The sequence below is a fragment of the Clostridioides sp. ZZV14-6150 genome, from assembly GCF_020657875.1.
GTDB lineage: Bacteria > Bacillota > Clostridia > Peptostreptococcales > Peptostreptococcaceae > Clostridioides.
In genome coordinates this window covers 197796-220897 of sequence record NZ_JAGWDA010000002.1, presented here as the reverse complement: position 1 = coordinate 220897, position 23102 = coordinate 197796, and the positions used below count along the sequence as shown (strand labels likewise).

General features: G+C 26.1%; 25 protein-coding genes, 1 pseudogene, 1 riboswitch and 1 other annotated feature. Of the genes and pseudogenes, 19 read left to right on the top strand and 7 right to left on the bottom strand.

The genetic code is table 11. The features are described 5' to 3' along the window. The first annotated feature begins 59 nt into the window (after positions 1-59). A complete protein-coding gene (locus tag KGF41_RS03505) occupies positions 60-998 on the top strand; it encodes a S8 family peptidase (RefSeq protein WP_227827971.1) in 939 nt (312 codons plus the stop codon). A gap of 224 nt (positions 999-1222) precedes the next feature. Then, on the top strand, positions 1223-1651 hold the full coding sequence (locus KGF41_RS03500; RefSeq protein ID WP_227827972.1) for a flavodoxin: 429 nt from the start codon (positions 1223-1225) through the stop codon (positions 1649-1651). Between the two features lie 213 nt (positions 1652-1864). Here the strand turns inward: KGF41_RS03500 and KGF41_RS03495 are convergent, their stop codons facing one another. Then, positions 1865-2659 carry an HpcH/HpaI aldolase family protein gene (locus tag KGF41_RS03495; protein ID WP_227840964.1) on the bottom strand — a complete coding sequence of 265 codons (795 nt, stop codon included), beginning with the start codon at positions 2657-2659 and terminating at the stop codon, positions 1865-1867. Between the two features lie 160 nt (positions 2660-2819). Here KGF41_RS03495 and KGF41_RS03490 point away from each other — a divergent pair, with 160 nt between their 5' ends. The 8 genes from KGF41_RS03490 (at position 2820) to KGF41_RS03460 (ending at position 8641) form a co-directional block, all read left to right on the top strand. Continuing rightward, complete coding sequence (locus KGF41_RS03490; protein WP_227856361.1) at positions 2820-3188, top strand: MerR family transcriptional regulator; 369 nt, start codon at positions 2820-2822, stop codon at positions 3186-3188. Between the two features lie 314 nt (positions 3189-3502). Beyond that, complete coding sequence (locus tag KGF41_RS03485) at positions 3503-3865, top strand: metal-dependent transcriptional regulator (RefSeq protein ID WP_227841623.1); 363 nt, start codon at positions 3503-3505, stop codon at positions 3863-3865. Positions 3866-3876: 11 nt separating this feature from the next. Beyond that, on the top strand, positions 3877-5541 hold the full coding sequence (locus KGF41_RS03480; protein ID WP_227841624.1) for a helix-turn-helix domain-containing protein: 1665 nt from the start codon (positions 3877-3879) through the stop codon (positions 5539-5541). A 62-nt stretch (positions 5542-5603) separates the two neighbouring features. Beyond that, positions 5604-6356 (top strand): sulfite exporter TauE/SafE family protein, encoded by a 753-nt coding sequence (locus KGF41_RS03475; RefSeq protein WP_227827977.1) that lies wholly within the window; start codon positions 5604-5606, stop codon positions 6354-6356. A gap of 368 nt (positions 6357-6724) precedes the next feature. Beyond that, complete coding sequence (locus KGF41_RS20830; protein WP_255287792.1) at positions 6725-6859, top strand: hypothetical protein; 135 nt, start codon at positions 6725-6727, stop codon at positions 6857-6859. A 267-nt stretch (positions 6860-7126) separates the two neighbouring features. Then, complete coding sequence (locus KGF41_RS03470; protein WP_227827978.1) at positions 7127-7420, top strand: autorepressor SdpR family transcription factor; 294 nt, start codon at positions 7127-7129, stop codon at positions 7418-7420. Beyond that, on the top strand, positions 7401-8042 hold the full coding sequence (locus tag KGF41_RS03465) for an SdpI family protein (protein WP_227827979.1): 642 nt from the start codon (positions 7401-7403) through the stop codon (positions 8040-8042). The genes KGF41_RS03470 and KGF41_RS03465 overlap by 20 nt, the downstream gene beginning before the upstream one ends. Before the next feature lie 266 nt (positions 8043-8308). Beyond that, positions 8309-8641 carry a carboxymuconolactone decarboxylase family protein gene (locus KGF41_RS03460; RefSeq protein ID WP_227827980.1) on the top strand — a complete coding sequence of 111 codons (333 nt, stop codon included), beginning with the start codon at positions 8309-8311 and terminating at the stop codon, positions 8639-8641. A 386-nt stretch (positions 8642-9027) separates the two neighbouring features. Here the strand turns inward: KGF41_RS03460 and KGF41_RS03455 are convergent, their stop codons facing one another. Then, entirely contained in the window at positions 9028-9567 is a 540-nt protein-coding gene (locus tag KGF41_RS03455; RefSeq protein WP_227842007.1) for a GyrI-like domain-containing protein, read from the bottom strand. A 34-nt stretch (positions 9568-9601) separates the two neighbouring features. Between KGF41_RS03455 and KGF41_RS03450 the strand changes: the two genes are divergently transcribed. Continuing rightward, complete coding sequence (locus tag KGF41_RS03450; protein ID WP_227842014.1) at positions 9602-9760, top strand: hypothetical protein; 159 nt, start codon at positions 9602-9604, stop codon at positions 9758-9760. Between the two features lie 44 nt (positions 9761-9804). Here the strand turns inward: KGF41_RS03450 and KGF41_RS03445 are convergent. Then, positions 9805-10008 (bottom strand): annotated as a pseudogene (locus KGF41_RS03445) (MerR family transcriptional regulator); the annotation flags it as partial. Between the two features lie 570 nt (positions 10009-10578). Between KGF41_RS03445 and KGF41_RS03440 the strand changes: the two are divergent. The 4 genes from KGF41_RS03440 (at position 10579) to KGF41_RS03425 (ending at position 13726) form a co-directional block, all read left to right on the top strand. Then, positions 10579-10743, top strand: a complete 165-nt coding sequence (locus KGF41_RS03440) for a hypothetical protein (RefSeq protein ID WP_227435106.1) — start codon at positions 10579-10581, stop codon at positions 10741-10743. A 291-nt stretch (positions 10744-11034) separates the two neighbouring features. Next, entirely contained in the window at positions 11035-12417 is a 1383-nt protein-coding gene (locus KGF41_RS03435) for a PLP-dependent aminotransferase family protein (protein WP_227841625.1), read from the top strand. 288 nt (positions 12418-12705) lie between these two features. Next, positions 12706-13407, top strand: a complete 702-nt coding sequence (locus tag KGF41_RS03430; protein ID WP_227827983.1) for an AzlC family ABC transporter permease — start codon at positions 12706-12708, stop codon at positions 13405-13407. Continuing rightward, complete coding sequence (locus KGF41_RS03425; protein ID WP_227435111.1) at positions 13400-13726, top strand: AzlD domain-containing protein; 327 nt, start codon at positions 13400-13402, stop codon at positions 13724-13726. The genes KGF41_RS03430 and KGF41_RS03425 overlap by 8 nt, the downstream gene beginning before the upstream one ends. 325 nt (positions 13727-14051) lie before the next feature. Here the strand turns inward: KGF41_RS03425 and KGF41_RS03420 are convergent, their stop codons facing one another. From KGF41_RS03420 to KGF41_RS03410, 3 genes are all read right to left on the bottom strand, one after another. After that, the gene (locus KGF41_RS03420; protein ID WP_227841626.1) at positions 14052-14897 is read right to left on the bottom strand and encodes a hypothetical protein; all 846 of its coding nucleotides are present in this window, start codon (positions 14895-14897) and stop codon (positions 14052-14054) included. A 279-nt stretch (positions 14898-15176) separates the two neighbouring features. Further along, positions 15177-15944: an ABC transporter ATP-binding protein gene (locus KGF41_RS03415; protein WP_227827986.1), complete on the bottom strand. Its 768-nt coding sequence runs from the start codon at positions 15942-15944 to the stop codon at positions 15177-15179. Positions 15945-15954: 10 nt separating this feature from the next. Continuing rightward, the gene (locus tag KGF41_RS03410; protein WP_227854659.1) at positions 15955-18288 is read right to left on the bottom strand and encodes an FtsX-like permease family protein; all 2334 of its coding nucleotides are present in this window, start codon (positions 18286-18288) and stop codon (positions 15955-15957) included. Between the two features lie 496 nt (positions 18289-18784). Continuing rightward, positions 18785-18878, top strand: a riboswitch (cyclic di-GMP riboswitch). A gap of 85 nt (positions 18879-18963) precedes the next feature. Between KGF41_RS03410 and KGF41_RS03405 the strand changes: the two genes are divergently transcribed. Continuing rightward, positions 18964-19446, top strand: a complete 483-nt coding sequence (locus KGF41_RS03405) for an SH3 domain-containing protein (protein ID WP_227827988.1) — start codon at positions 18964-18966, stop codon at positions 19444-19446. Between the two features lie 245 nt (positions 19447-19691). On the opposite strand, the gene KGF41_RS03400 is transcribed toward KGF41_RS03405, so the two are convergent. After that, positions 19692-20222, bottom strand: coding sequence for a PadR family transcriptional regulator (locus KGF41_RS03400; protein WP_227827989.1), 531 nt, complete (start codon positions 20220-20222; stop codon positions 19692-19694). Between the two features lie 373 nt (positions 20223-20595). Here KGF41_RS03400 and KGF41_RS03395 point away from each other — a divergent pair, with 373 nt between their 5' ends. From KGF41_RS03395 to KGF41_RS03385, 3 genes are all read left to right on the top strand, one after another. Beyond that, positions 20596-21090: an AAA family ATPase gene (locus KGF41_RS03395; RefSeq protein ID WP_227827990.1), complete on the top strand. Its 495-nt coding sequence runs from the start codon at positions 20596-20598 to the stop codon at positions 21088-21090. A 320-nt stretch (positions 21091-21410) separates the two neighbouring features. Then, a complete protein-coding gene (locus KGF41_RS03390; protein ID WP_227850333.1) occupies positions 21411-21809 on the top strand; it encodes a hypothetical protein in 399 nt (132 codons plus the stop codon). Positions 21810-22091: 282 nt separating this feature from the next. After that, positions 22092-22356, top strand: a binding site (T-box leader). 150 nt (positions 22357-22506) lie between these two features. Further along, entirely contained in the window at positions 22507-23058 is a 552-nt protein-coding gene (locus tag KGF41_RS03385; protein ID WP_227850334.1) for a tryptophan transporter, read from the top strand. The last annotated feature ends 44 nt before the right edge of the window (positions 23059-23102 follow it).

Genomic DNA, 23102 nt, shown 5'->3' with positions numbered 1-23102 from the left:
TATCATTTTAACTTGTTTATAATTTTTTATATGCAATAAAATTTTTAGGGGGATACATTATGAATAAAAAAATGAAGTTAATTCCATATGAGATAAATGAAAATCTAAGAGGAACAAAGAATAAATTTCCATATGGTATAAAACAAATGAATGCTAAAGGAATGTGGGAAGAGGGCTACACTGGTAAAAATGTTGTAGTTGGTATAATAGATACAGGTTGTGATACATCTCATCCTCTATTAAAAGGGAAAGTCATCGGAGGGGCAAATTTCAGTGATGATAGTAATGGAAATAAAAATATATATGAGGATTTTAATGGACATGGAACACATGTAGCAGGTATTATAGCAGCATCTAATTATAATAATGAAGTTATGGGAGTAGCACCAGATTGTAAATTATTAATAGCAAAAGCATTAAATAAAGATGGTATTGGGACGTATCAGAGTATAATTAATGCTATCAACTTTGCTGTAAGTAGCAAGGTGGATATTATATCTATGTCTCTAGGAGGGAATAAAGATGATAAAAATCTAAAAAATGCTGTTTTACAAGCAGTAAAAAATAATATTCCTGTAGTGTGTGCAGCTGGTAATAATGGAGATGGGGATTCTAGTACAAGTGAATATAGTTACCCAGCAAGTTATCCTGAAGTAATAGAAGTAGGTGCAATAAATGAAAACTATTTAGTTGAGAAATTTAGCAATTCAAATAGTACAATAGATTTAGTTGCACCAGGAAGAAATATTTTATCAACTTATATGGATAATAAGCTTGCTATTATGAGTGGTACTAGTATGAGTGCACCCTATGTAACAGGTTCAATGGCATTGATTAAAGAGTGGGCAAGAGAAGAATTTGAACGAAATTTTGATGAAGCTGAGTTGTATGCACAGTTAATAAAGTGTACAAGGGCACTTGGTTTGCCTAGAACAGAACAAGGAAATGGTTACCTATATTTAAATCTTTATAAATACAAGGGTAATACTAAAAGATAGTATTTGTTTGCTAATGAAAAATAAAGACTATGTATTTAATAGATAAATGATAAAAATTATTTAATGAGAAATATTATCGATAAATATTGATTTTTAAAACTACTCATGATATTATATATTTAGAAAAAATAAAGAGATTTCAAATAAAGAAATCTTTTATTTTTTAAATATTAGTTAGCTATAGCTAACTAATATATTAATTAAAAATATCATAGGAGGTAAAAATGAGTAAAATATATATTGTTTATTGGAGTGGAACAGGAAATACTGAAAAAATGGCAAATTTTGTAGCAGAAGGTGTAAAGTCAAAAGGTAAAACACCAGAGGTTTTAGATGTAAGTTTATTGAAACCAAGCGATTTAAAAGGAGAAAATAAATTTGCACTAGGTTGCCCATCTATGGGAGCAGAGCAATTAGAAGAAGGTTATATGGAACCATTTGTATCAGAATTAGAATCAATGGTATCAGGTAAACAAATTGGATTATTTGGTTCATATGGTTGGGGAAATTGTGAATGGATGAGAGATTGGGAAGAACGTATGCAAAATGCTGGTGCTACGATTATAGGTGGTGAAGGAATCACAGCAATGGAAGATCCAGATGGAGAGGCAGAGGCTAATTGTATTGAATTAGGTAAAATGTTGGCTGAATAAATTTGTATGCTATAAAAAGCTAATTTTTAAAAACTAATGATAATATTAGTATACATAAAGCTAAAAAATATTAATAGTATGACATATGTGATGAATATTCTATAAAAGAGAAAATAGTTAATGTTTTGACTTCAAGATATATTCAGTACTGCCGGATAATAATTTTTTATTTGTTATCTGGCAGTATGTTTATTGTACAAGAAATACAATTATTTAATGATGTTTTTCAACTGGTACAACTTCATCATAAAAAGACCATAATTGATTGATAGCAGAAGTGATAAAGGTTGTATCTTGTGCAAAGCAAAGCATATTTGCACCAATATTGACCCATGTTTCAACGCTTGTCTTTTCTATTGTTGGAAAGACGATAAAAGGCATTTTATATTTTTTACATATCTCAGCAGCATGAGTAATCATATTTTTTATTTCTGGTCTATCCATATCTCCAGCAAAGCCAAGATCTAAAGATAGGTCGCCAGGACCTAGTGCTATAATATCAACACCATCAACCTGAACTATATCTTCAAGATTGTCATAGCCTGATTTTTGCTCAATTAACATCATTTTCAATGTTTCTTTATCTGCGTTTTTAATATAGTCTAAATAATTCATACGCCCATAATAAGAAGCACGTTGAGGATTACATCCTCTTATACCTTTTGGTGGGTAGGTACAAACTGATACTGCTTTTTGTGCGTCTTGTACTGTATTAATAAATGGAAATCCTATGATATCTGTTCCCATATCCATTATGGCTCTAACAAGAGCAGGGTCACTATTTCCTAATCTAACTAAAGAAGCAGCACCGCCAGCATGTGCCGCTATCATATGTTGCTGAATGTCTTTACGGTCTAAGGCTCCATGTTCTCCCTCAATCCAGACAAAATCATATCCAGATAGCCCTACTAATTCACTTACAGCTGAATCAGACAGTGAAACTGCAATTCCACAAAGTACTTTTCCTGCATTTAAATTTTCTTTAATCATAGTTGCATATTTTTCCATTTATATCATCCTTTCTTTTACCAGTTGATTTTTACACTTCAAACTATACAACTTCAACCTAACTTGAAGTCAATACTTTTTTATTGACTACTGATTGACTATTATGAAAGGAATTTTTATAATGTTATTATTCATTTAAAATTTTATGGAGGTAAAGAACATGCAATATTCCATGACTGAGGTATCAAAAATAACCGGAATTTCTCCATCAGCAATCCGTTTTTATGAAGAAAAAGGCTTGCTACTTCCTATCAATAGAAAACCAAGTGGTGTTCGTTATTTTTTAGAAGAGGATATAGAACGCCTAGTCTTTATTATAGAACTTAAAAAGGCAGGCTTATCTATAAAGGATATATATGAATGCTTTCATTTCTGTGATATGGGAGATGATACAATAGATAAAAGAATTTGTCTATTTGAACAACATAAACAGAATATTCAAAATAAAATACATGTGTTGGAACATTGTATGGAGCAAATAGATGAAAAAGTAGCCTATCTAAATGAAAAAAAGGTAGTTAAGAAATAATTTTTTGTGTTCTTTTTATAACTTTGTTGTCTGTTTATGTATGTAAAGTCTTGCTTTTAATGCTTTTCTTACACTATGTATCAAAGTCTAAACTGGTTTTTATTTTGTCTGAGGTTTCTCTATGTAATAAAAAAGAAAATTATGATAAGATATATTAATGTAAGTGGTAAAAATATTTATGAGTATAAAAGTGAGTATTTTTTATTATATATATGAACAATCTAGATTATGATGTTAAAACATACAGTTATACTTTTTTAATTGGTATGATAAAAATATTAGAATTGAATTGTTATTGCTTGGGGGAAGTAGAAATGTATGAATCAAGAGAAAATTATTTAGAGACAATATTTATTTTGGAGAAGAAAAATGGAATTGTAAAGTCTATTGATATAGCAAAAGAACTAAATTATAGTAAAGCAAGTGTAAGTAGAGCTGTAGGGATTTTAAAGGAAAGTGGTCTCATTGTAATGAAGTTTGATGGTGAAATTATTTTAACTGAAAATGGTAGAAAAAAAGCAGAAGAAATTTATGAAAAACATATTTTAATTACTAGATTTCTAATAAATACATTGGGAGTTTCATTCAATATAGCTGAAAAAGATGCATGTAGAATAGAGCATGTTATAAGCAATGAGACGTTTGAAAGAATAAAAAAATATTTAGACAAAAACTAAGAGGTGAGCTTATGGAGTATTTTAGTGAGTCGAGTAAATATGAAGTGCAAAAATTTAATTGGGGAGAAGTTACATGGATACATGAGCCATCAAAAACACAATCTAATAGACTTAGTGCTGGAGTTGTAAAATTTTTTCCAGGAAATTGTCAAGAAAAACATTTTCATTTAAGTGAAGAACAACTTTTATACGTGATTCAAGGAGAAGGAATACAAATAATTGATGGTAGAAAGATTAATATAAAGAAATCATCAATAATCTATTGCCCACCATATTCAGAACATGAAATTATAAATACTGGTAAAAATGATTTGATAATATTAATCGCCTATGTTCCCTATAAATTTTCAAGCTTAAAACAATTACCAATCATGTTTTCTGAGAATAATATACAAGAGTTAATTAATATAAATATAATTGAAAATATTGCAAATCAAATATCTAATATACTGAAGCTAAAAATATCTATTTATGATTCAAAACACGAAAAAATATTTGAAACTAATGGAGAAGTTAAGTTTTGCAATATTTGCAAAAACATAAGAACATGTAATAGAAAACTTAATAAAAATATAAATAACGATAATTTTACTAAAATATATAATTGTGATTATGATGTTTCTAGCCTAGAGATACCTATAGTATTAGAAGAAAATATAATTGGATATATAGAATGTGGAAATTTTATAATATATAAATCTATTGATATAGATAAAAAGTTATCGATATTATCAAATAACTCAAATATAGATATAAAATATATAAATAAAATTTACAGTGAAATCCCATTAAATCCTAAAAGTAGATTATATGTATTAAAAGAAAATTTACTAATGGTAACTGATTTTATTCAGGAAATAGCAAAAAGAAGATTCTTTGAAAACCAACTTAGTATAAAAGATGAGGAAATATTAAAGAGTAGAAAGGAAAATATAAAACTTGAAGATGCACTTAAAAGGGCTAATTATAAGCTATTAGAAGAAAAGTGCATTATAAGTCCTGTAGGAATTAGTATACTTAATACTAACTGTGTAGAGTATCCTTATGAATTAGAATTTTTTCTTGAGAAAGAAATTAAAAATATGAATTTAGAAGGCATTTGTAAATTAATAGAGATAAATAAGAAAATACATAATAATATTAAAAGTATTATTCAAGAGGTGATACTTGTATTATCTAGAACAGTACTTAGAGATTTAGAAGATTTAAATCTTATCTATTACGTAAAAAATAAATATACTAAAAAAATATCACTTGTAAGTAGTGATAAAGACTTATGGAATATATTACTTGAATTTTCTAAAGAATGTATTGATATAAATAGAGAATTTTGGAGAAAAGATAAAGTAAATTTAATTGAAAAGATAAACGAATATATACAAAAATATTATAAAGAAAATATAAATTTAAATAGTATATCTGAGATGTTTTTTATAAGTCCAAATTATTTAAGTTCTATTTTCAATGAAAAGAATAAAATTTCAATAACTGAGTATATAAATATTCTTAGAATAGAAGAATCTAAAAAATATTTAAAAAATGGGAATATGAGTATAGCTGATATTTGTAAGAAAGTAGGATTTAATAATAGCAGTTATTTTTCACAAATATTTAAAAAATTTAATAATAGCACTCCAAATGAATATAGAAAAAATATATTGGACAATAAAAATTAAGAAAGAATTGTATGAAGTATATATTGTAAAGGAGATTGAAATAGAATGTATGGAGGAATTTTATGTTTGTAATTATTTTTTTATGTATAGGGGGCTTTATAGCTGCTTTTGTAGATTCTATAGCAGGTGGAGGTGGACTTATCAGTATGCCTGTTCTTATGGCTATTGGAGTACCAATACATCTTGCTATTGGTACAAACAAATTTGCAGCATCAGCAGGTTGTATAAGTAGTGCTTATAGGTATGCAAAATCTGGCAAAACTAATAATGAACTCTTAAAAAAATTAGTTCCATTTACTATTATAGGCAGTATTTTAGGAGTAAAATGTGTATTATCAATAAATGAAAATATACTAAATGTTTTAGTTGTATTGATGATTTTAATAGTGGCAATTTATACTTTTGTTTCTAAAAATTTAGGTCAAGAAGACAGATTTGAAGGTATTAATAAGAAAAATTTGAGATTAGGAATGCTTATGGCATTTATAATGGGTTTCTATGATGGTTTTTTTGGGCCAGGAACAGGAACATTTTTAGCTTTTGGATTTATAAAAATATATGGATATGATTTCTTGCATGCTTCAGCAAATACAAAAATATTAAACTTGACAAGCAATGTAACTTCATTATTATTATTTATGATAAATGGTCAAGTATATTATAAAATTGCTGTGTTGTTTGCATTAGTAATGATAATAGGGGCTTATGTAGGTGCTAAAGTTGCAATAAAAAATGGTTCAAAAATGATAAAACCAATATTTTTAGTAATGGCATTATTTATGGTCACAAAGCTAATGTACCAAACATTGTTTTAATTGGATAGTTTTATCTTTTATAATTATTTGTATATTATATAAAAATCTACAACCACTGTAATTAGATTAGTTGTAGATTTTTTATATGATATTAACTATTAAAAACTTCAAGTATTTTGCAGTTTCTAAATGCTTATTAGAGTATATATCAGAATATATATTTCAAGTTATTTTAAGATTTTCATTAGGTCAATGTTGTATAAATATGAATATATACAAATTTTACAAAAATTCTAATTATCTTCTAATACAGTTCATATATAATACATATGGAAATTGTAATATTAGAATAGAAAAGTTATATAGTATAAAAATATAACTTTAATCTATGTATATGAAATATATAATAATTTGTAGGAGGAATATATATGAACATATCAAGAAGAGCTATGAAAATAATTGAACTGGCACAGAGAATTGCTAATAAAAGAGGTGTAACAGTACAAGAAGCTTGGAATGATGCCGTAAGAGAATACAGAGAAAAGTATGAATATGTTGCATAAATAGTGCACGTTATATTTTAAATATAAGAAAGTTTGTAAAATAAAAGGGCTTAGAGTTTTATTTCTAAGTCTTTTTATTTTTTTTGAAAGTAAAGTATTTAAATAAGAGTAATCTATGAGTGAGATTGCTTTATTTAAAACTAATTCTAAAAATTTATATAATAATTTCAATAACTATTTAGAAAAAAATCTAAATAGTTATTGAAATGAATAATTAATTATGTTATATTGTATTTAGATGAAATTCTAAATAGAGAGGTGATATTGTTGGGTTTTCCAGAAACGTTTAAGGCTCTTTCTGACCCTATAAGAAGAGAAATCTTACTTATGCTAAAGAGTAACAGGATGTCAGCAGGAGAAATTAGTGAAAAATTTAATATGACAAATGCCACAATCTCTTATCATCTATCACAATTAAAAAAGGCAGGGCTCATATTTGAAACCAAGTATAAAAACTTTATTTTCTACGAAATAAATACTTCAGTTTTTGAAGAAGTTATGCTTTGGTTTTCACAATTTATGGAGAAGGGAGAAAAAGATAATGAAAAAAATGATAAATAAACAATTTGTTTTATCAACTTTAGTATGTTTTATACCATTTATTGTATCAATTTATTTTTATAATAGATTACCAGATCAGGTTGCAATTCATTTTGACAACTATGGAAATCCAGATAATTATGCTCCAAAAGTTATAGCAGCTTTTGGTGTACCATTATTAATGCTATGTATTCATATATATACATGGTTTAGACTTGAAAATGAACCAAAGAAAATAGGATTTTCAAAAATACTTCAAAGTTTTTCAAAGTGGGGAGTTGCTATACTGTCAGTTATTTTACAAGTGATGATGATTATGTATTCAATAGGAATTACTTTAGAGACAAACTTTTATATAGGATTATTTTCAGGAATATTGATTTTCTTTATTGGAAACTATATTCCTAAATGTAAACAAAATTATACATTAGGAATAAAATTACCATGGACTCTTAATAATGAAGAAAATTGGAATAAAACACATCATTTAGCTGGGTGGATTTGGATTATTGGTGGAATATTGTTAATTATTAATGCATTTATTAATATTCCTTTTTATAATACTTTCATAATAATTATGATTGTAGTGATACCATTTATTTATTCTTATTTTATATATAAAAATTCAGCTAAAAATAATTAGGATAGTTATATATTTTTATAAAACTTAGTTAAATATTATATATTTCAGAGCTAAAACAGACAATTAAAAACTTATTAAGGTATTTATTTTAGCTCTGAAAATTAATTAATATTCAAAGTGAGAAATCATCATTGATTATATATTCTAAGGTCATTTGCAAATCAAGCTATGTGTTATAAATTGAAAATTCATATTTAATATTGAAAATACAAGTATGATGTGATAGTATAATCTATAAAAATTATTTATAAACACAGGAGGTAGATATGAATCTTGAAGAAATGAAAGAATATAGAAAATTATATAATAATAAACTAAGTGAAACAGATGAATTTTTTAAAGTATTTGGAAGTCTTAATGATAAGACTTATTCAGAGGGAGCCATAAGTAAAAAAAATAAAGAGTTGATGGGATTAGCAATTTCTATTTTAAGTCGTTGTGATGAATGCATTTGCTATCATATAGAGGGATGTGTCGACTCTGAAGCAAGTAAGGCTGAAATTATAGAAGCAATAAAAATAGGTGTAATTGGTGGTGGCTCTATTACATATCCAAATGCAAGATTTGCAATAAAAATCTTAGAAGAACTTAATATATAATTTTTGTACATAGTTATTTGTATTAATACGAATATATTAATTTAATAATACTATTGAGTATGTTTTAATATAGCATATACTATTACATAACAAATACTTATATTATTAATGTAACTTTAATATTTTACATATTGGAATTTTAGAAAGACTTTAGATAAATTTTATTAAATTTAAATATATTGATTCCTTAAAGTTGTAATAAAAAAATAGATAAACTATATAGTTTATCTATTTTTTATTATAATCTTGTCTAATTGTCAATAGTTAGAATGTTAAATAAAAGACATATTTCTTCTTTTCAAAAATAATCTTTCTCTATCATAATTGTTATCTCACAGTCATATAATCTTTTTGACAAACTAGTATTATTATGCTGATATTTTATCTTATTTTTCCTTAATAGGTATTAGTAAATCAAGTTGTATATCTTTTACCTCATGGTCTGTATTTTCTATATGGCTAAAATAGTTTAAATGTTCTTCTAAAAGACCACACATATGTTCTTGGTCTTGTAAATCACCTGCAAATTCATATTTCTCACTGTTATTCACCCATTCAAGAAGTGCATCCCATTCAGCAAAATTGCCAAAAGCAATCATATGTGCACCATATAACCCTCCTGCAAATTGCTTTCTTTTAAGTGGTGCCGAAATCTCCATATTATCTGGAATTGTCACCCATGCTTCATAACCATGATAGCCTGTTTCATCTATTGGATTAGGATGATTGAAACCATAACGTCTTAAATCTGGTTTAATTTTATTCAAATTGTTTTTACGCACGAATTCATCAAGCATTGTATTTGCATGAAGTTCTGGGTCATCACCAATATAATGAGCGGAAGCAATAGTAGTTGGTGGTAGGTATACTATACGTACATCATTGAGTTTTGATAATCTTTCATCTGCTTTATTTAACTTATTCATACCTTGTTCCTCCTTAAAATTAATACTAACAATATTGAGTGATTCAATAGCTGATAACAATGTGTCATTTTCAGAAATAATAGTTTTGAGTGGTAGTTCTGTAACTTTAATTAGTTCTTTGATAAAACAAAAGAGAATATCCTTGATTGTAGAAAGAGCCGTAATTTCTTCATCCAATTCATTTATGTTTTGACGAAAGATGTTAATAGCAGTAATTGCATTTTTATTTTCTAGAATTATTTGAATTTGACGTACAGGAATTCGCAATTTACGCAAAAGCATAATCTGCTCAATTCTAGAAATTGCTTCTTCATCATAAACTCTGTAAGAATAACCTTCACGACGAAAACTTTTAATTAATCCAATTTGTTCATAATAGCGTAGCATTCTAGTGGATATACCCATATTTTTAGATACTTGGCTTATAGTTATTGTCCTCATTATACTTCCTCCTTACAGTTTTAGTATAAACTACGACACGGTGTCAAAGTCAACAATTAAACATTAAAATTATTGATTGTCTTAATTTAATCAGTTTAAATATCTCCTATTATACTTAGCCATCTGTAAAATTAAATAAGTCTCTATGGTAACATCAAAAACTTTCGAGATAGCATATGTCAAAGACATACAGAGATTGTATCTATTAATATCATATCAGTTTGAAATTTTTCTGTTATTAACTATTTTATTTTTTACTTACTTTGAGAAACAAAATAGTTAGTGAATCTTATGTATATATCAAAGCTGCTACACAATAAATAATTTTTATTATTTTTACTGTAAAACTTTTGGAAAGAGAAGTATTGATTTTTTTATTTTATTACTGAGTTTCCTACAAATTAAATTGTATATTTTTATTCATAGGGTAGAATAAACTAGTTTTGTTAAGGATTTTGAAGGGAAAATAAAGTTAAAAAAATAAAGGCACTAATTTGTCTAACGTTTATTGGTGAAAAATAAACATATAGAAGTTATAATAAATATATAAAAATGTATGAGAGGTGTTGTATGTTTGGTAAACAAAAGGAAAGTGTTAGATTTCTAGAGTTTAATGATGTAGCAGAGAAGTTTGGAGAGAAAAAAGCTGTTGCAATTTTTGATGCAATAGCTGGAAAAAAATCTAAAGAACATATTATCAAGGACATAGAGAAATTAGTCAAAAACGAAGTGTAGATATTTATAAGGTATATTGAGCTTGAGGGTAGCTCTTTATGCCTTCTTTTTTATTGTACAAAAATAATTAAATATTCTAGTATTCATTTAATTATGGTTTGTACTACTTTTATATTGACAAGAAAGTTCTTTAAATATATGGTGTATATATTAAAATAAATTTAAAGGTAATTATGAAATACAGCTATTGATTAATTTGTTTAGGTTGGAGATTTGTATAATCACTTTCTTAATGAATTTATTGCCTTAGATAAACAAAACAGTCAAATTAGTAATGTGAGGTGAAACTTTATGCCAATTAATTCTTTTGAAAATTATCCTATGAATTGGAAGCCAAAACGACCATCAAGAGGGAAAATACTATATAAAGCTATTGCAGAACAATTAGAAGAAGATATTAATAATGGAACTTTGTTGCCTGGTACTAAATTACCACCACAACGTGAATTAGCAGACTTCCTAGATGTAAATGTAAGTACTATTTCTAGAGCCTTTAAAATTTGTGAAAAGAAAGGATTAATAAGCGGTGTGACAGGAAGTGGAACTTTTGTAGCTTATGATATACGGTCAAATTTATTTTTGATGTCAAGTAATAAAATTACATTCATTGAAATGGGTACAATGAATCCAGATTGTGCATTAGAAGAAATGAGTACTTTATTTAAACAAATAACTAAAGAATTGGATTTTAAAACTATATTTCAATATGGACAGAGAGATGGTGCTGATTGGCAAAAAGAAGCTATAGCTAAATTGATTTCCAAAACTGGATTTAAAACCTCTTCTGATAGCTTACTTCCTGCAAGTGGAGGACAAAATGCAATTGTAGCTATTTTGGCAGGTCTGTTTCAACATGGAGATAGAATAGGTGTAGACCCATTAACTTACCCTGGAATAAAGACGGCAGCCAAAATGCTTGGAATACAACTGATACCAATTAAACAAGAAAATGGAGAGATTAGTGAAGAAGGTTTATTATATGCTTGCAAGAATGAAAACATCAAGGGAATATATATAATACCAGATTATCAAAACCCAACTACACATATAATGTCAGAGGCTGGACGAAAAATGATTGCACATATTGCATCTAAATATAATCTAATTGTGATTGAGGATGCTATTCATGGTTTACTTAATGAAATACATTTGAACCCAGTTGCTAATTATATACCTAATCAGACAATTTATATTACAAGCTTATCAAAAATTCTTGCACCTAGCTTACGTCTTGCATACATTGCTACACCTAAAAAGTATAGAGAAGCGTTATCAAGTGCTTTATATAATATTAATCTGTCTCAATCATATTTTTTAACAGAAATAGCTTACCGTATGATTGCATCAGGAGAAGCAGATAAATTAATTGAGGCACGCCGTAAGTCTGCTAGGAGAAGAAATGAGATTGTCAATCAATATTTATCTGAGTATAATATTTTAGGAAATGATGAATGTATATTTAGATGGTTAATACTACCTGATGATATAATGGCAGAAAAACTTGAGTTACAGGCACTCAAAGAAGGTGTACAAGTTTATGCATCTGAGCGCTTTGCGGTTGGAAAAGAAAAACCTATTTCTGCAATAAGAATAGCTGTATGTGCTACAGAAAATATAGAAGAACTTAAATCTGGTTTAAGTGTATTAAAACGATTACTGAAAGAAAAAAGATAATTGTATTGCACACAATATTTTAATTGTGTGTAATTTTTTTTGCTGTTACAATAAAAACATAATAGATAATAGATAATAGATTTATAAGAATTGACATATATCATTGCCTTATAACAAAAAGTAATTATAGATTAATAGTATTTCAAAACTAATTTATTTTTATTTATTATAGTAAAGCTTATATAGTTAATTCAAATTTATTTTTAAGTATAATTGCAATTATATGATTAATCTATTTTATATTTTAATAATACTCAATATATTAAAAGTTAAAAGGAGTGATTTATCATGGAAAGAACTCAACAACTAAGAGAAAGTTTTATTGCCTCTATACCCATATTTTTGGGCTATATACCAATAGGTATAGTAGGAGGAATACTACTGCAGAAATCTGGTCTTTCACCTTTTCAAATAGCATTGATGGTAACTTTGGTATTTGGAGGAAGCTCTCAATTTATTGCAGCTTCAATGATTTCAGCTGGTGCAAGTATAACATCCATTGTATTAACCACATTTATTGTTAATTTGAGACATTTCTTAATGAGTTCCAATTTAAATATGTATATAAAAAATAAAAGTCCAAAGTTTATATTGCCATTTTGCCATACCATAACTGACGAAACTTTTGCAGTTAATTATGAAAAATTTACTACTGGAAATTGGACTGACAGAAATGCAATCTATCTCAATTTTTTTTGCCTAGTTTCATCAGTCTTAGCTAACTTTATTGGGGCATTTTTAGGAGAAACAATATCTGTAGATAGTTCTATTTCTGGATTTATACTGACTTCTATGTTTATAGCATTAATAGTTTCTCAAATAAAAAACAAAATTTATGTTTTAGTATTTATATCATCAATTATTATTTCAATTATTTTATATGTATTGTTTAAGAGTAATTTAGTAATTATAGTCGCATCAATTTTAGCATCTTTAATTGGGTTCTTTGCAGAAGAGGTGCATTATAAAAAGGAGGAATCTTATGAATAATAGTAATTACATATTTTTTATTATAATAGGAATGTACATTGTTACATATCTTCCAAGAGTTCTTCCAATGTTAATCTTTTCGAAAAAGGATATGCCTGAGTCTTTGAAAAAAATAATGAAATTTATACCTGTAGCAATACTTACTTCTTTAACAGCGAAAGATGTATTTTTTAATGGAGATAATTTATATTTATCTGTAGTAAATCCTAAAATTATATCTTTTCTAATTGTACTTCTTGTTGCATATAAATTTAAATCTATTGGGATTTCTATTGTTACGGGTGTTATATCTATATACTTATTTGGATTTATTATGTAATATTTAACCACTAATATATACAAATTTTAAAATTATAAATATTTATAAATACATATTGCTTTAGATTTTATTATCTAGCATAATTATATATTTTTAGTATTTCTTTGTTATGTATTTTAAATTTAATTAATTACTGTTTTGCGTACAAATATAGAGAACTTATTGCTTATATATTAACTTTTATATAGCAATAAGTTCTTTTTTATAATTTAAGTTTATAAGTATTTTAATTTAATATATAATATTATATAAATATAAATAAATTTATTTTATATTTATATAAACTCAGTTACTAAGTAATAGAATAAGATAATAAATTAAATATTTACTCTAATTGATTTTTTATTACATTTAAGTTAAACTTTGCATCAGTGTTATCCTTATTAGCATATAATGACTTATTTAAAAATTTTTTTGCCTCATCATATTTTTTATTACCAATACACATAACTGCCTTTAAATTATATGCATCACTTAAATCTTTTTTATAATTAGAATTTTTTTTATCTAAATATTTTAAGCAGTTATTAATTGAAATTAGACCATTATCATATTCGTCTAAATTCATATAGTGACATGTTTGTGCATAATAAGCATCCGAATTGGTAGGATCAATATCAATTGCTTTTTTCAGTAGTAGAGTAGTATCTTTAAGTGCTTTTTTAAGTGTTTTATTTGAAACTATCTCATGTTTTCTAAATTTTAGATGTACAACATCAAGGTATCTAGAACTAAGATTTCGTTTGAAATTTTCATGCCATAATAACTTATATTGATTATTTTCAACTATAAGGTATCTATTAATTTTTAAAGACTCACATTTTTTTAAGTAAATATTTTTTATATCATAAGTTTCTTCTAGTTTAACAAGATTCTTATATTCTTTTTTATCATATTTATACTTTTCTATATTTTCTTCTTTTATTAATTTATAACCAATTACTTTTTTTGTCTCAAGTAATACACTTTGATACTCTTTAAACCTTTCAAGACTAACTTTTTTCTTGGTGTCTTTGCTTAGTAAATCATATGCTGTTTCATAATCTCCAGAATTTACTCTATCAGTATACTTTTTTGCTACTTCACTAGCACTTTCTCTTGGAGAACATCCTGTTATTGATATTACAATTAATAATATTAATACTAAGGTTACTTTTTTAATAATGTTCATAATATAATCCTCTATAATTAAATATTTATTAATTTTATTTTATCATCAAACATTAGATAAGTCATCAGCTTTAATATATATGTGAAGTAGATAGTTTAATAAAATATTGCATATCTTAATTTAGATATATAAAAAATTTCTTATAAATAATTAAGGCTTTAAAAAGTTGTACTTATATTACTTTATAGATTCCCTAATAATAGATTTACTTATTTCTTTACTCATAATTTATTTTGATTTATACTACTAGTAATATCTGTTTTATTCGTACTAATATTTCTAAAAACCTAATTCTAATAACCAGTTTGTAAGTTTGTTTTCTCTTTCTTTTAAATTGTTATTATATTCATTAAATTTTCCTAATATAATTTCTCCTATGATTACACCATCGGACATAAATACTACTCGTTCTGTTTTTGCTGCAACTTTGGCATCATGAGTCACAAGCATAATGGTCGTACCAGAGTGGTTGATATCTAAAAGAATATCCATCACTTCATTTGTTACTTTAGAATTAAGTGCACCTGTTGGTTCATCTCCAAATAAGATTTCTGGAGTATTAATTAAAGCACGGCATATAGCTGCTCTTTGAAGTTGACCACCAGAAACCTGAGTAATATCTTTATCTTTGATTTCTGAGATATTTGTCTTCTCCATAAGTATTTTTGCTCGCTCATTAATTATTTGGCGGCTTTCTTCCTTTCTCAAGTAGGCAGAAAGGACTATATTGTCAAAGATATTTAAATTTTTTAGTAAATTGCTTTGTTGAAAGATAAATCCCATTTTTTTTAATCGTATCTTCGATAATTCTTCCTCAGACATATTAGAAATCATTTCTCCGCAGAATGTAATGTTTCCAGATGTGAGTTTATCCATACCACTTAAGTTATAAAGTAGAGTTGTTTTTCCTGAGCCAGAAGCTCCCATAACAGATACAAACTCTCCATGTTGAATGGTTAAATCAATTCCTTTTAAAACTTGATGTATATTCTCTTTGCTGATGACATATTCTTTACTAATTTTTTTAGCTTCTATAATATTATTCATAATATACCTCTTATTCTATGATAGACATAATTTTTATTTTTTTGATTGTCATACTGATTGTTGTGATAGCAATAGATACAGTTATAATTAAAGTTATTGGACAAATTATATATACAATTATTGGATTTGTTATAAATTGTAAATTGGATATACCAGAAAGAAGTAGCCCTGCTATTTTTTGACCAATTGTATTTGATGCAATAGTTCCTAAAATAATTCCAGTTGTAAGGACTAATAATGCTCTTGCAATATATTGAGTTCGTATATTTTTAGTAGAGAAGCCTAAACTAAGCATAATTGCAATTTGTGATGTATCTTTAGCAATCAACATTTTAAAAAACATTGCTGTAATAAATCCAGAAATCGAAATAGATAGAATAACAGCTAGCTTTATAACAAGTCTTAATTGGCTAATAACAGAGCCTAATGTCTGACTTACATAATCGTCCATATTTGTAACTTTTGCGGGATAACAATTCATTCTATACTGATTTAATTTATCTGTTAAATTAACTCCAGGTTTCATATTTAAATTTATGACATGCCATAAAATTGTATCTTCTTTGTAAGGTAGCATCGCTTTAGCAGTCTTACCACCATATGTAACATCTTGATAAATTCCACTAACAGTAAGGATTAGCTCATTATCTTTTTCTGAAAAAATAGATAAATTATCTCCAACACTTTTCCCTAATTCATCAGCATTTATAACAGATAGAGCAATCTCATTTTCATTTGTTGGTGCAGAACCCTTTACATATTCAAGTGGAAAAGTTGAAAAATCTCCATTTTCTATTTTCATATTTTCTATCGTCCCATCCTGGTTCATTACCTTATAAGAACTCGTTATAAAGGAAGCATACTTTTCAACATCATTGTCACTTTCAATAACCTTCAATATAGAATTAAGATGGTTTTGAGTTTCATTTGTATGTTGTAAATCAATGCGAATATCACTTTGACCAGCTCCCATATAAGTAATAAATTCTGGAGACTGAATAGTATTTAGAAAATTAAGTGGTACAATCATAAGGAAGATGCAGACAGCATAAACAAAGCAGAGTAAGCTATAAATGGTAAATCTTCCAGTTACTTCATTTAATCCTAAAAAGAAATTAACATTTGTTATTTTACTTTTGTATAGTTTTATATTATATCTGTTTCGTTTAGTGGTCATTGAAGTACCTGTTTTTAATGCTTCTACTGCTGATATTTTATTAAATCTTTTGAGTATTAGATTACAAAAGAATATAACTGCTATAAATACAATAACTGCACCAATTAATGGAATAAAAATAGCAAAAGCACTTTTTTCTACTTTGCCCATATAAAGATTGATATTTTCTGTAAAAAAAGTTCCAATAAATAATGAGGTTATATAACCAAAAAAACTTGCTGAAGATGCAATCAATATATATTTTGCCAGATACAACTTTCGGATATTACCACTTTGGATACCAATTGCTTTCATAACACCAATTTCACGATAATCTTCCTCAATAGTTGCAATTAGTGTGAATCGTAAGCATAAAGTAGCAATTATAATAAGTAGAACACTAATTAAGATAATAATTGCAACTACAATTCCATCAGATAATGCATTTAGCACTTGATAAAGAGAATAAGTTATTGATGTTCCTGTTTGTGGAAGATTAGTTGATTGATATAACGTTTCAAATTCACTAATTTTATTTATATCATTTAATAGAAACTCAATCAGGTACTCACTTTCACCCAAGTTAGCATGTAAAGTATTCCAATCATCATTACTGATTAAGAAACGCTTTGAAGTAACAAGGGAAGGGTTCATTTGTACATCACGTACAAAGTCTTTTATTGTAAATTTCATGAAGAAATCACCATTGACTATTTGTATCTTATCTCCAACATTTAAATTATTTTGTTTCATGTAATAGACAGGAACCCCTATTTCTCCATTTTCTACTTGAAATATCTCATTATCCATGTCTAATAAAAAATCGAACTTACTATTTTGCCTCACAAAACTATTTTCTAAAACACTGTCAGACTGGCTTTTTTTATCATTTCCTAGAAAAATATTCCTTCCATTGATATTTAAGAGTTCAACAGTTTGTTGTTCTTTTACAGACGGAGTTGAAGCTGTAAATTCATTGATTGATTTTTGGTTTAATTCTCCAGAATACATTTGAACATAGTGAGGTGCACGAGATTGTCTAAACAGGGAAGCCATAGAACTAGTAAGTTCCATAATAATATTTGTAGCACTAGATATTAACATAGCTGCCAGTAAAATAAATATGAATAATGCGGCTGTTACTACTTTATTTCTTGTTAAATCTTTTTGTAATATTCTTTTTAACATATTTCATCCTCGTTTCTTAAAAATTTCTAAAAATTAAAAATAGCATAAGTATAGCAATGTAAATAACTGAAGTAAGTAAACTGAGTTGAATATAAAAAAGCTCAAGTAAGTGTATAATAAGTTATTTTTTATTAATGCTGCATATTGATAAGAGATAACAATAGTTACCACTATTTTCATCAAAATTTCTATTAAGTAGTCTTTATATACTTTCATAATCATACAAATATATAGACATGTTATAATTATATTTGGAAAACAGACTGACCGTCGGTTTATAATAATGATACAGTGTTATACTTCTTTTGTCAAGTAAGCTTTAAAAAAATTATATGTTAGGTAAATCACTATTTTATAGATGACTTATAGAGAATAATAATTTATTTAGTAATATAAAGATATTTTTTATTTATTATTAATTAAAAATTGAATTTATATTTAATTAATATAAAATTTGAGGGAATATTATTTTTTAAATATTTAATTTGTGTTATTATTCAGATATAGGCAATATTAGATAAATCTAATGACGCAAAGCGATAGGGATTAAAATCTTTATATAATAAAGGTCATGTCAGCCAGTTGCCAAAAAGATAATAATTATTTTTGTTAAATTTATTTTTTAAGAGTTAGGTATTTTTAATAACTTAAAATTTGGCAAGAGGAGGGCTTGAAATGATATCTGAATTAATGTTAAAAAACTTTGATGAATCTAACCTCAATTTTAAGACTAAGATTAAATTGAATTTAAGAGAGAAACCAGATATAAACAGTATGAAATTAAAAAGCATACCAGAAGGAAAAATGGTTAAGTTAAATTGTGTAGATGGAAAATGGGCAGAAGTTGAAAGTAATTATGACAAAGGTTGGTTACTCTATAAATATTTAGAGAAATTGAGCAACACTAAAAGTAATAATATTCTAGAAAGCAGAAAAAGAAATTACATAGGAAATATAAAAACTAATGGTTTAAATCTAGAATTAAGAAATGACAGAACAACAGATTCAAAAATAATAACTACAATTCCTGATGGTTTTAAAGTTGAAGTCTGTTATAGTGTTGGAAAATGGTCAAGAATTAATATCCACAAAAATGGGAAAAGATATTCCGGATATGTATATAGTCAGTATGTAGAAGAATATTCGACTTTGGCATAATCATATATAATAAGCTTTATAAAAAAAGAATACTATAAATGCAAGTTGTCATAAGGCTATATGAAAATATATTGAGAAATAGCTCTTATACAATAACTAAAGGCAATAAATAAAAATGAATATAATATAGATTGGCACTTCATATGAGGTGCCCTTTCTATATCTATGAAAGAAGAGTAAATGAAATAAATACAAAACAGTAGACTATGAATTATATGTGGAAAGACATTATTTACAGTTTTTGTTTAACCTTTATAAACAGCTAATAATCTTTTTGTCCCAGAAATCTCTGCTAATACTATATCAATCATACGTTTTACATTAGCAACATGAAATTCACTAACTTCCTTTTTCCAATCATCATCATCTTTTTGCTTAATTCCTGTTAGATATTGATTTAAAATTTCTAATCGTTTTTCTAAAAGATTTTTTCTTTCTTCTTTTCCTAGGCATTCAATAAAGAATGCTGTAATAGAAAAAATATTAGTGTCATAATCGAATTTCAAAATAGAATTTCTCAAAGTATCATGAAATTCTATACTTCCTTTTTCTGTGATTGTGTAAACTGTTTTGTCTGGCATATTACCATCCTTTTTAACAGTACCTAAAATCAATTCTCTTTTTTCTAAAGTCTTAATTGTAGTATATACGGTTGAGTCTGCGATATTAAACCAGTACTTTACATTCATGTATTCTAACACTTTTATAATTTCATAGGCATTAAGAGGTTTTTCATTTATTAGGCCTAAAAGCATTGTTGCTGGTTTTGATAACATTACAATTCACTCTCCTTTTTGATATTTATTATTATATAACTATATATATATTAGTTCTATATTAAACTACTATTATCTAGCAGTATTATTGTATCATGGAATTTTGATAAAAAAAAGCATGAATATGGATTATGCTACAAATTAATAAATGTATAAAGTTTAATTTAATTATTTCAAGAATTTAAGTGATAAAAAATGATTTATAAGTTTAATTTTCTACTTAAGCCATTTAGGAATGAATATAAGATAACTAAAGACAACAAAGCAATTGTATATGGTGTGAATAATATGATAGATGTTAAAGTATGATTTTTATATGTTGATGTGATAAAATATGACTAACAAATAAATTGAACTTTGAAAGGTGAAATGAATGAAAAATATTTATATTATTGGTGGTACAATGGGAGTAGGCAAAACAACAGTATGCCAGTCTCTAAAATTAATCTTGAAAAATAGTGTTTTTCTTGATGGTGATTGGTGTTGGGATATGCATCCATTTCAAATTACTGGTGAAACGAAAAAAATGGTTCTTTCAAATATTTGTTCATTGTTGAATAACTTTATAAAATGTAGTGCTTTTGAGAATATTATTTTCTGTTGGGTAATGCATGAACAAAGTATTATTGATACTATTATATCTTGTCTAGATATATCGGATTATAGAATAATAAAGATTTCTTTAATTTGTGATGAAACTGTACTGAGAAAAAGGTTGAAGAGAGATGTAGATGAAGGTTTGCGTTTTACTGATGTAATAGAAAGAAGTGTCAACTATTTACCATTGTATGAAAGATTAGCAACAACTAAAATTAATGTTTCTAATAAGTCTGTCAAAGAGATTGTCGAAGAGATATCTGAATTGTAAAATTTTAGTTTTGAATCTAATGTTAATGACAGTATAGTATTGTTGAACATTCCTCTGTTGATTGAGAAGTGTAAAAAAGGAATTTATTACTTACTTCTATTTGTGCAAGTCCTACTGTTCTAGTTGGATGAAGAATAAGGGTGAAAAAACATATAAAAAATATAGTCAAATTTTAATATTTTTCTAATATTATTAGAAGTATTTTTAATAAAAAAATATATCTAATATAAAATAAATTAGAAATTTGAAAAAATTTGTAGTTTTTGAGTGAGTATATATTATAATAAAATAGATATAAATTTTTTATGAGGGGAAAAGAAATGAAAAAAAAGAAAAAATTGATTAGGGTAATCATATGTTTTTTACTGTTAATCAGTATTGTAAATCCACTTCAAGTAGAAGCTGAAATTATTAACGATTTTAGTACATCCGTTTACTCAACACAAACGAACTATACATCTAGTAATGCTAAGTTTAGGACTATTAAATCTAGAAAAAGACATAGAAGTAGTAGGTCAAATAAAAGTAAAATAAAACTAAAAAAACGAAGTACAAGTAATAGAAAGTATAGAAGTGGAATTAGAAATAAACATAGTAACAGAAATATAAAAAGACACAGTATAATATCAAAGTTGATATTGTTAGTAATAGTGATATTTATCATTATAGCTATAGTAATAGTAATATTCATTAAAAGAAAGAAGAAAAGATTTTATTAAAATATAAAAATAGAATTAGTAGAGTTTTATTAAGAATAATTCAAAAATTACATAAAAGAGCTAGATAAATGATAGGAAAATGAATTAAATTATTGAAAATAAAATTTAAAAAGTTTGAATTAGGTATAAAATTTTAAGAAAGAAATTAGTATTGATTTTTATTAGTATTATTTTTTAGAAAATAGTTTTAGAAGAGGTATATTTAAAAAATTATAAAAATATATTGACATTTTTTGGGAAAAGTAATATCATTATTTCAATGGTAAAACAATATATAATAAATTAAATCCTATGACAAGGAAGAGTAGTTAAATTTAGGTTCAATATAGAGAGCTAAGGATGGTGGAATCTTGGCAAGAAAAAATTTGATGAATGGGCCTTAGAGGAGTAAATCAAAATCATATTTTTGAGAGTAGACTTTATCGTCAGTCGCACGTTATAGCGAATAGGGTATGTAAGTACCTGATAATGAGATATATAAAAATTGAGTTTTATATTAAATTTTTATATAATTTAGGTGGCAACGCGGATAATCTCCGTCCTATTAATTTAGGACGGAGTTTTTTTATTTTACGAAAAATTCGATATGTAGAAGGTGGTGAAATAGATGTTATGAATTTCTAAAGCTAAAGAGGATGATTTAGAAGACTGGCAAAAAAATAAATTAAAAATTAAAAAATTAGGAGGAAATACAGAAATGAAAACAAATACAAAAAAACTAACTTTAAATGCAATACTTTTAGCAATAGGATTATTAATACATCAAATTACACCTGCTATAGGATTACCAATGAAACCAGATATACCACTAACAATGTTATTTGTAATATTAGTTTTAAATAAAGATGACTATAAAACTTGCTTAATAGCAGGAATAGTAACAGGCATATTTACAGCACTTACATCAAGTTTCCCAGGAGGTCAAGTTCCTAATATAATAGATAAAACTCTTACAGCAAATATAGTATTTTTATTAATATATGTTAGCTATAGAATGCCTTTTATAAAAAACTTATCTAAAAAAACACAGGATACTATAGTAGTTTCAATTATAATGCCAATAGGAACACTTGTGAGTGGAGCAATCTTTTTGTTAGCTGCTCAAGCTATAGTTGGTCTTCCAGGAGCTTCTTTTGCAGCTTTATTCTTAACAATAGTATTACCAACTGTTTTAATAAATTTAGTTGCAGGAATATTTTTATTCAAGATTGTTAATTTATCAATAAGAAGGGTTAGTTACCAAAGTTAAAATTTGATTAGATATATGATTTATAATATTTTATTTAAAATCTA

Coding starts and splice junctions, on each gene's coding strand:
- KGF41_RS03505 (WP_227827971.1), top strand. CDS start 60: ATGAATAAAAAAATGAAGTTAATTCCATATGAGATAAATGAAAATCTA.
- KGF41_RS03500 (WP_227827972.1), top strand. CDS start 1,223: ATGAGTAAAATATATATTGTTTATTGGAGTGGAACAGGAAATACTGAA.
- KGF41_RS03495 (WP_227840964.1), bottom strand. CDS start 2,659: ATGGAAAAATATGCAACTATGATTAAAGAAAATTTAAATGCAGGAAAA.
- KGF41_RS03490 (WP_227856361.1), top strand. CDS start 2,820: ATGCAATATTCCATGACTGAGGTATCAAAAATAACCGGAATTTCTCCA.
- KGF41_RS03485 (WP_227841623.1), top strand. CDS start 3,503: ATGTATGAATCAAGAGAAAATTATTTAGAGACAATATTTATTTTGGAG.
- KGF41_RS03480 (WP_227841624.1), top strand. CDS start 3,877: ATGGAGTATTTTAGTGAGTCGAGTAAATATGAAGTGCAAAAATTTAAT.
- KGF41_RS03475 (WP_227827977.1), top strand. CDS start 5,604: ATGTTTGTAATTATTTTTTTATGTATAGGGGGCTTTATAGCTGCTTTT.
- KGF41_RS20830 (WP_255287792.1), top strand. CDS start 6,725: ATGAACATATCAAGAAGAGCTATGAAAATAATTGAACTGGCACAGAGA.
- KGF41_RS03465 (WP_227827979.1), top strand. CDS start 7,401: ATGAAAAAAATGATAAATAAACAATTTGTTTTATCAACTTTAGTATGT.
- KGF41_RS03460 (WP_227827980.1), top strand. CDS start 8,309: ATGAATCTTGAAGAAATGAAAGAATATAGAAAATTATATAATAATAAA.
- KGF41_RS03455 (WP_227842007.1), bottom strand. CDS start 9,567: ATGAATAAGTTAAATAAAGCAGATGAAAGATTATCAAAACTCAATGAT.
- KGF41_RS03440 (WP_227435106.1), top strand. CDS start 10,579: ATGTTTGGTAAACAAAAGGAAAGTGTTAGATTTCTAGAGTTTAATGAT.
- KGF41_RS03435 (WP_227841625.1), top strand. CDS start 11,035: ATGCCAATTAATTCTTTTGAAAATTATCCTATGAATTGGAAGCCAAAA.
- KGF41_RS03430 (WP_227827983.1), top strand. CDS start 12,706: ATGGAAAGAACTCAACAACTAAGAGAAAGTTTTATTGCCTCTATACCC.
- KGF41_RS03425 (WP_227435111.1), top strand. CDS start 13,400: ATGAATAATAGTAATTACATATTTTTTATTATAATAGGAATGTACATT.
- KGF41_RS03420 (WP_227841626.1), bottom strand. CDS start 14,897: ATGAACATTATTAAAAAAGTAACCTTAGTATTAATATTATTAATTGTA.
- KGF41_RS03415 (WP_227827986.1), bottom strand. CDS start 15,944: ATGAATAATATTATAGAAGCTAAAAAAATTAGTAAAGAATATGTCATC.
- KGF41_RS03410 (WP_227854659.1), bottom strand. CDS start 18,288: ATGTTAAAAAGAATATTACAAAAAGATTTAACAAGAAATAAAGTAGTA.
- KGF41_RS03405 (WP_227827988.1), top strand. CDS start 18,964: ATGATATCTGAATTAATGTTAAAAAACTTTGATGAATCTAACCTCAAT.
- KGF41_RS03400 (WP_227827989.1), bottom strand. CDS start 20,222: ATGTTATCAAAACCAGCAACAATGCTTTTAGGCCTAATAAATGAAAAA.
- KGF41_RS03395 (WP_227827990.1), top strand. CDS start 20,596: ATGAAAAATATTTATATTATTGGTGGTACAATGGGAGTAGGCAAAACA.
- KGF41_RS03390 (WP_227850333.1), top strand. CDS start 21,411: ATGAAAAAAAAGAAAAAATTGATTAGGGTAATCATATGTTTTTTACTG.
- KGF41_RS03385 (WP_227850334.1), top strand. CDS start 22,507: ATGAAAACAAATACAAAAAAACTAACTTTAAATGCAATACTTTTAGCA.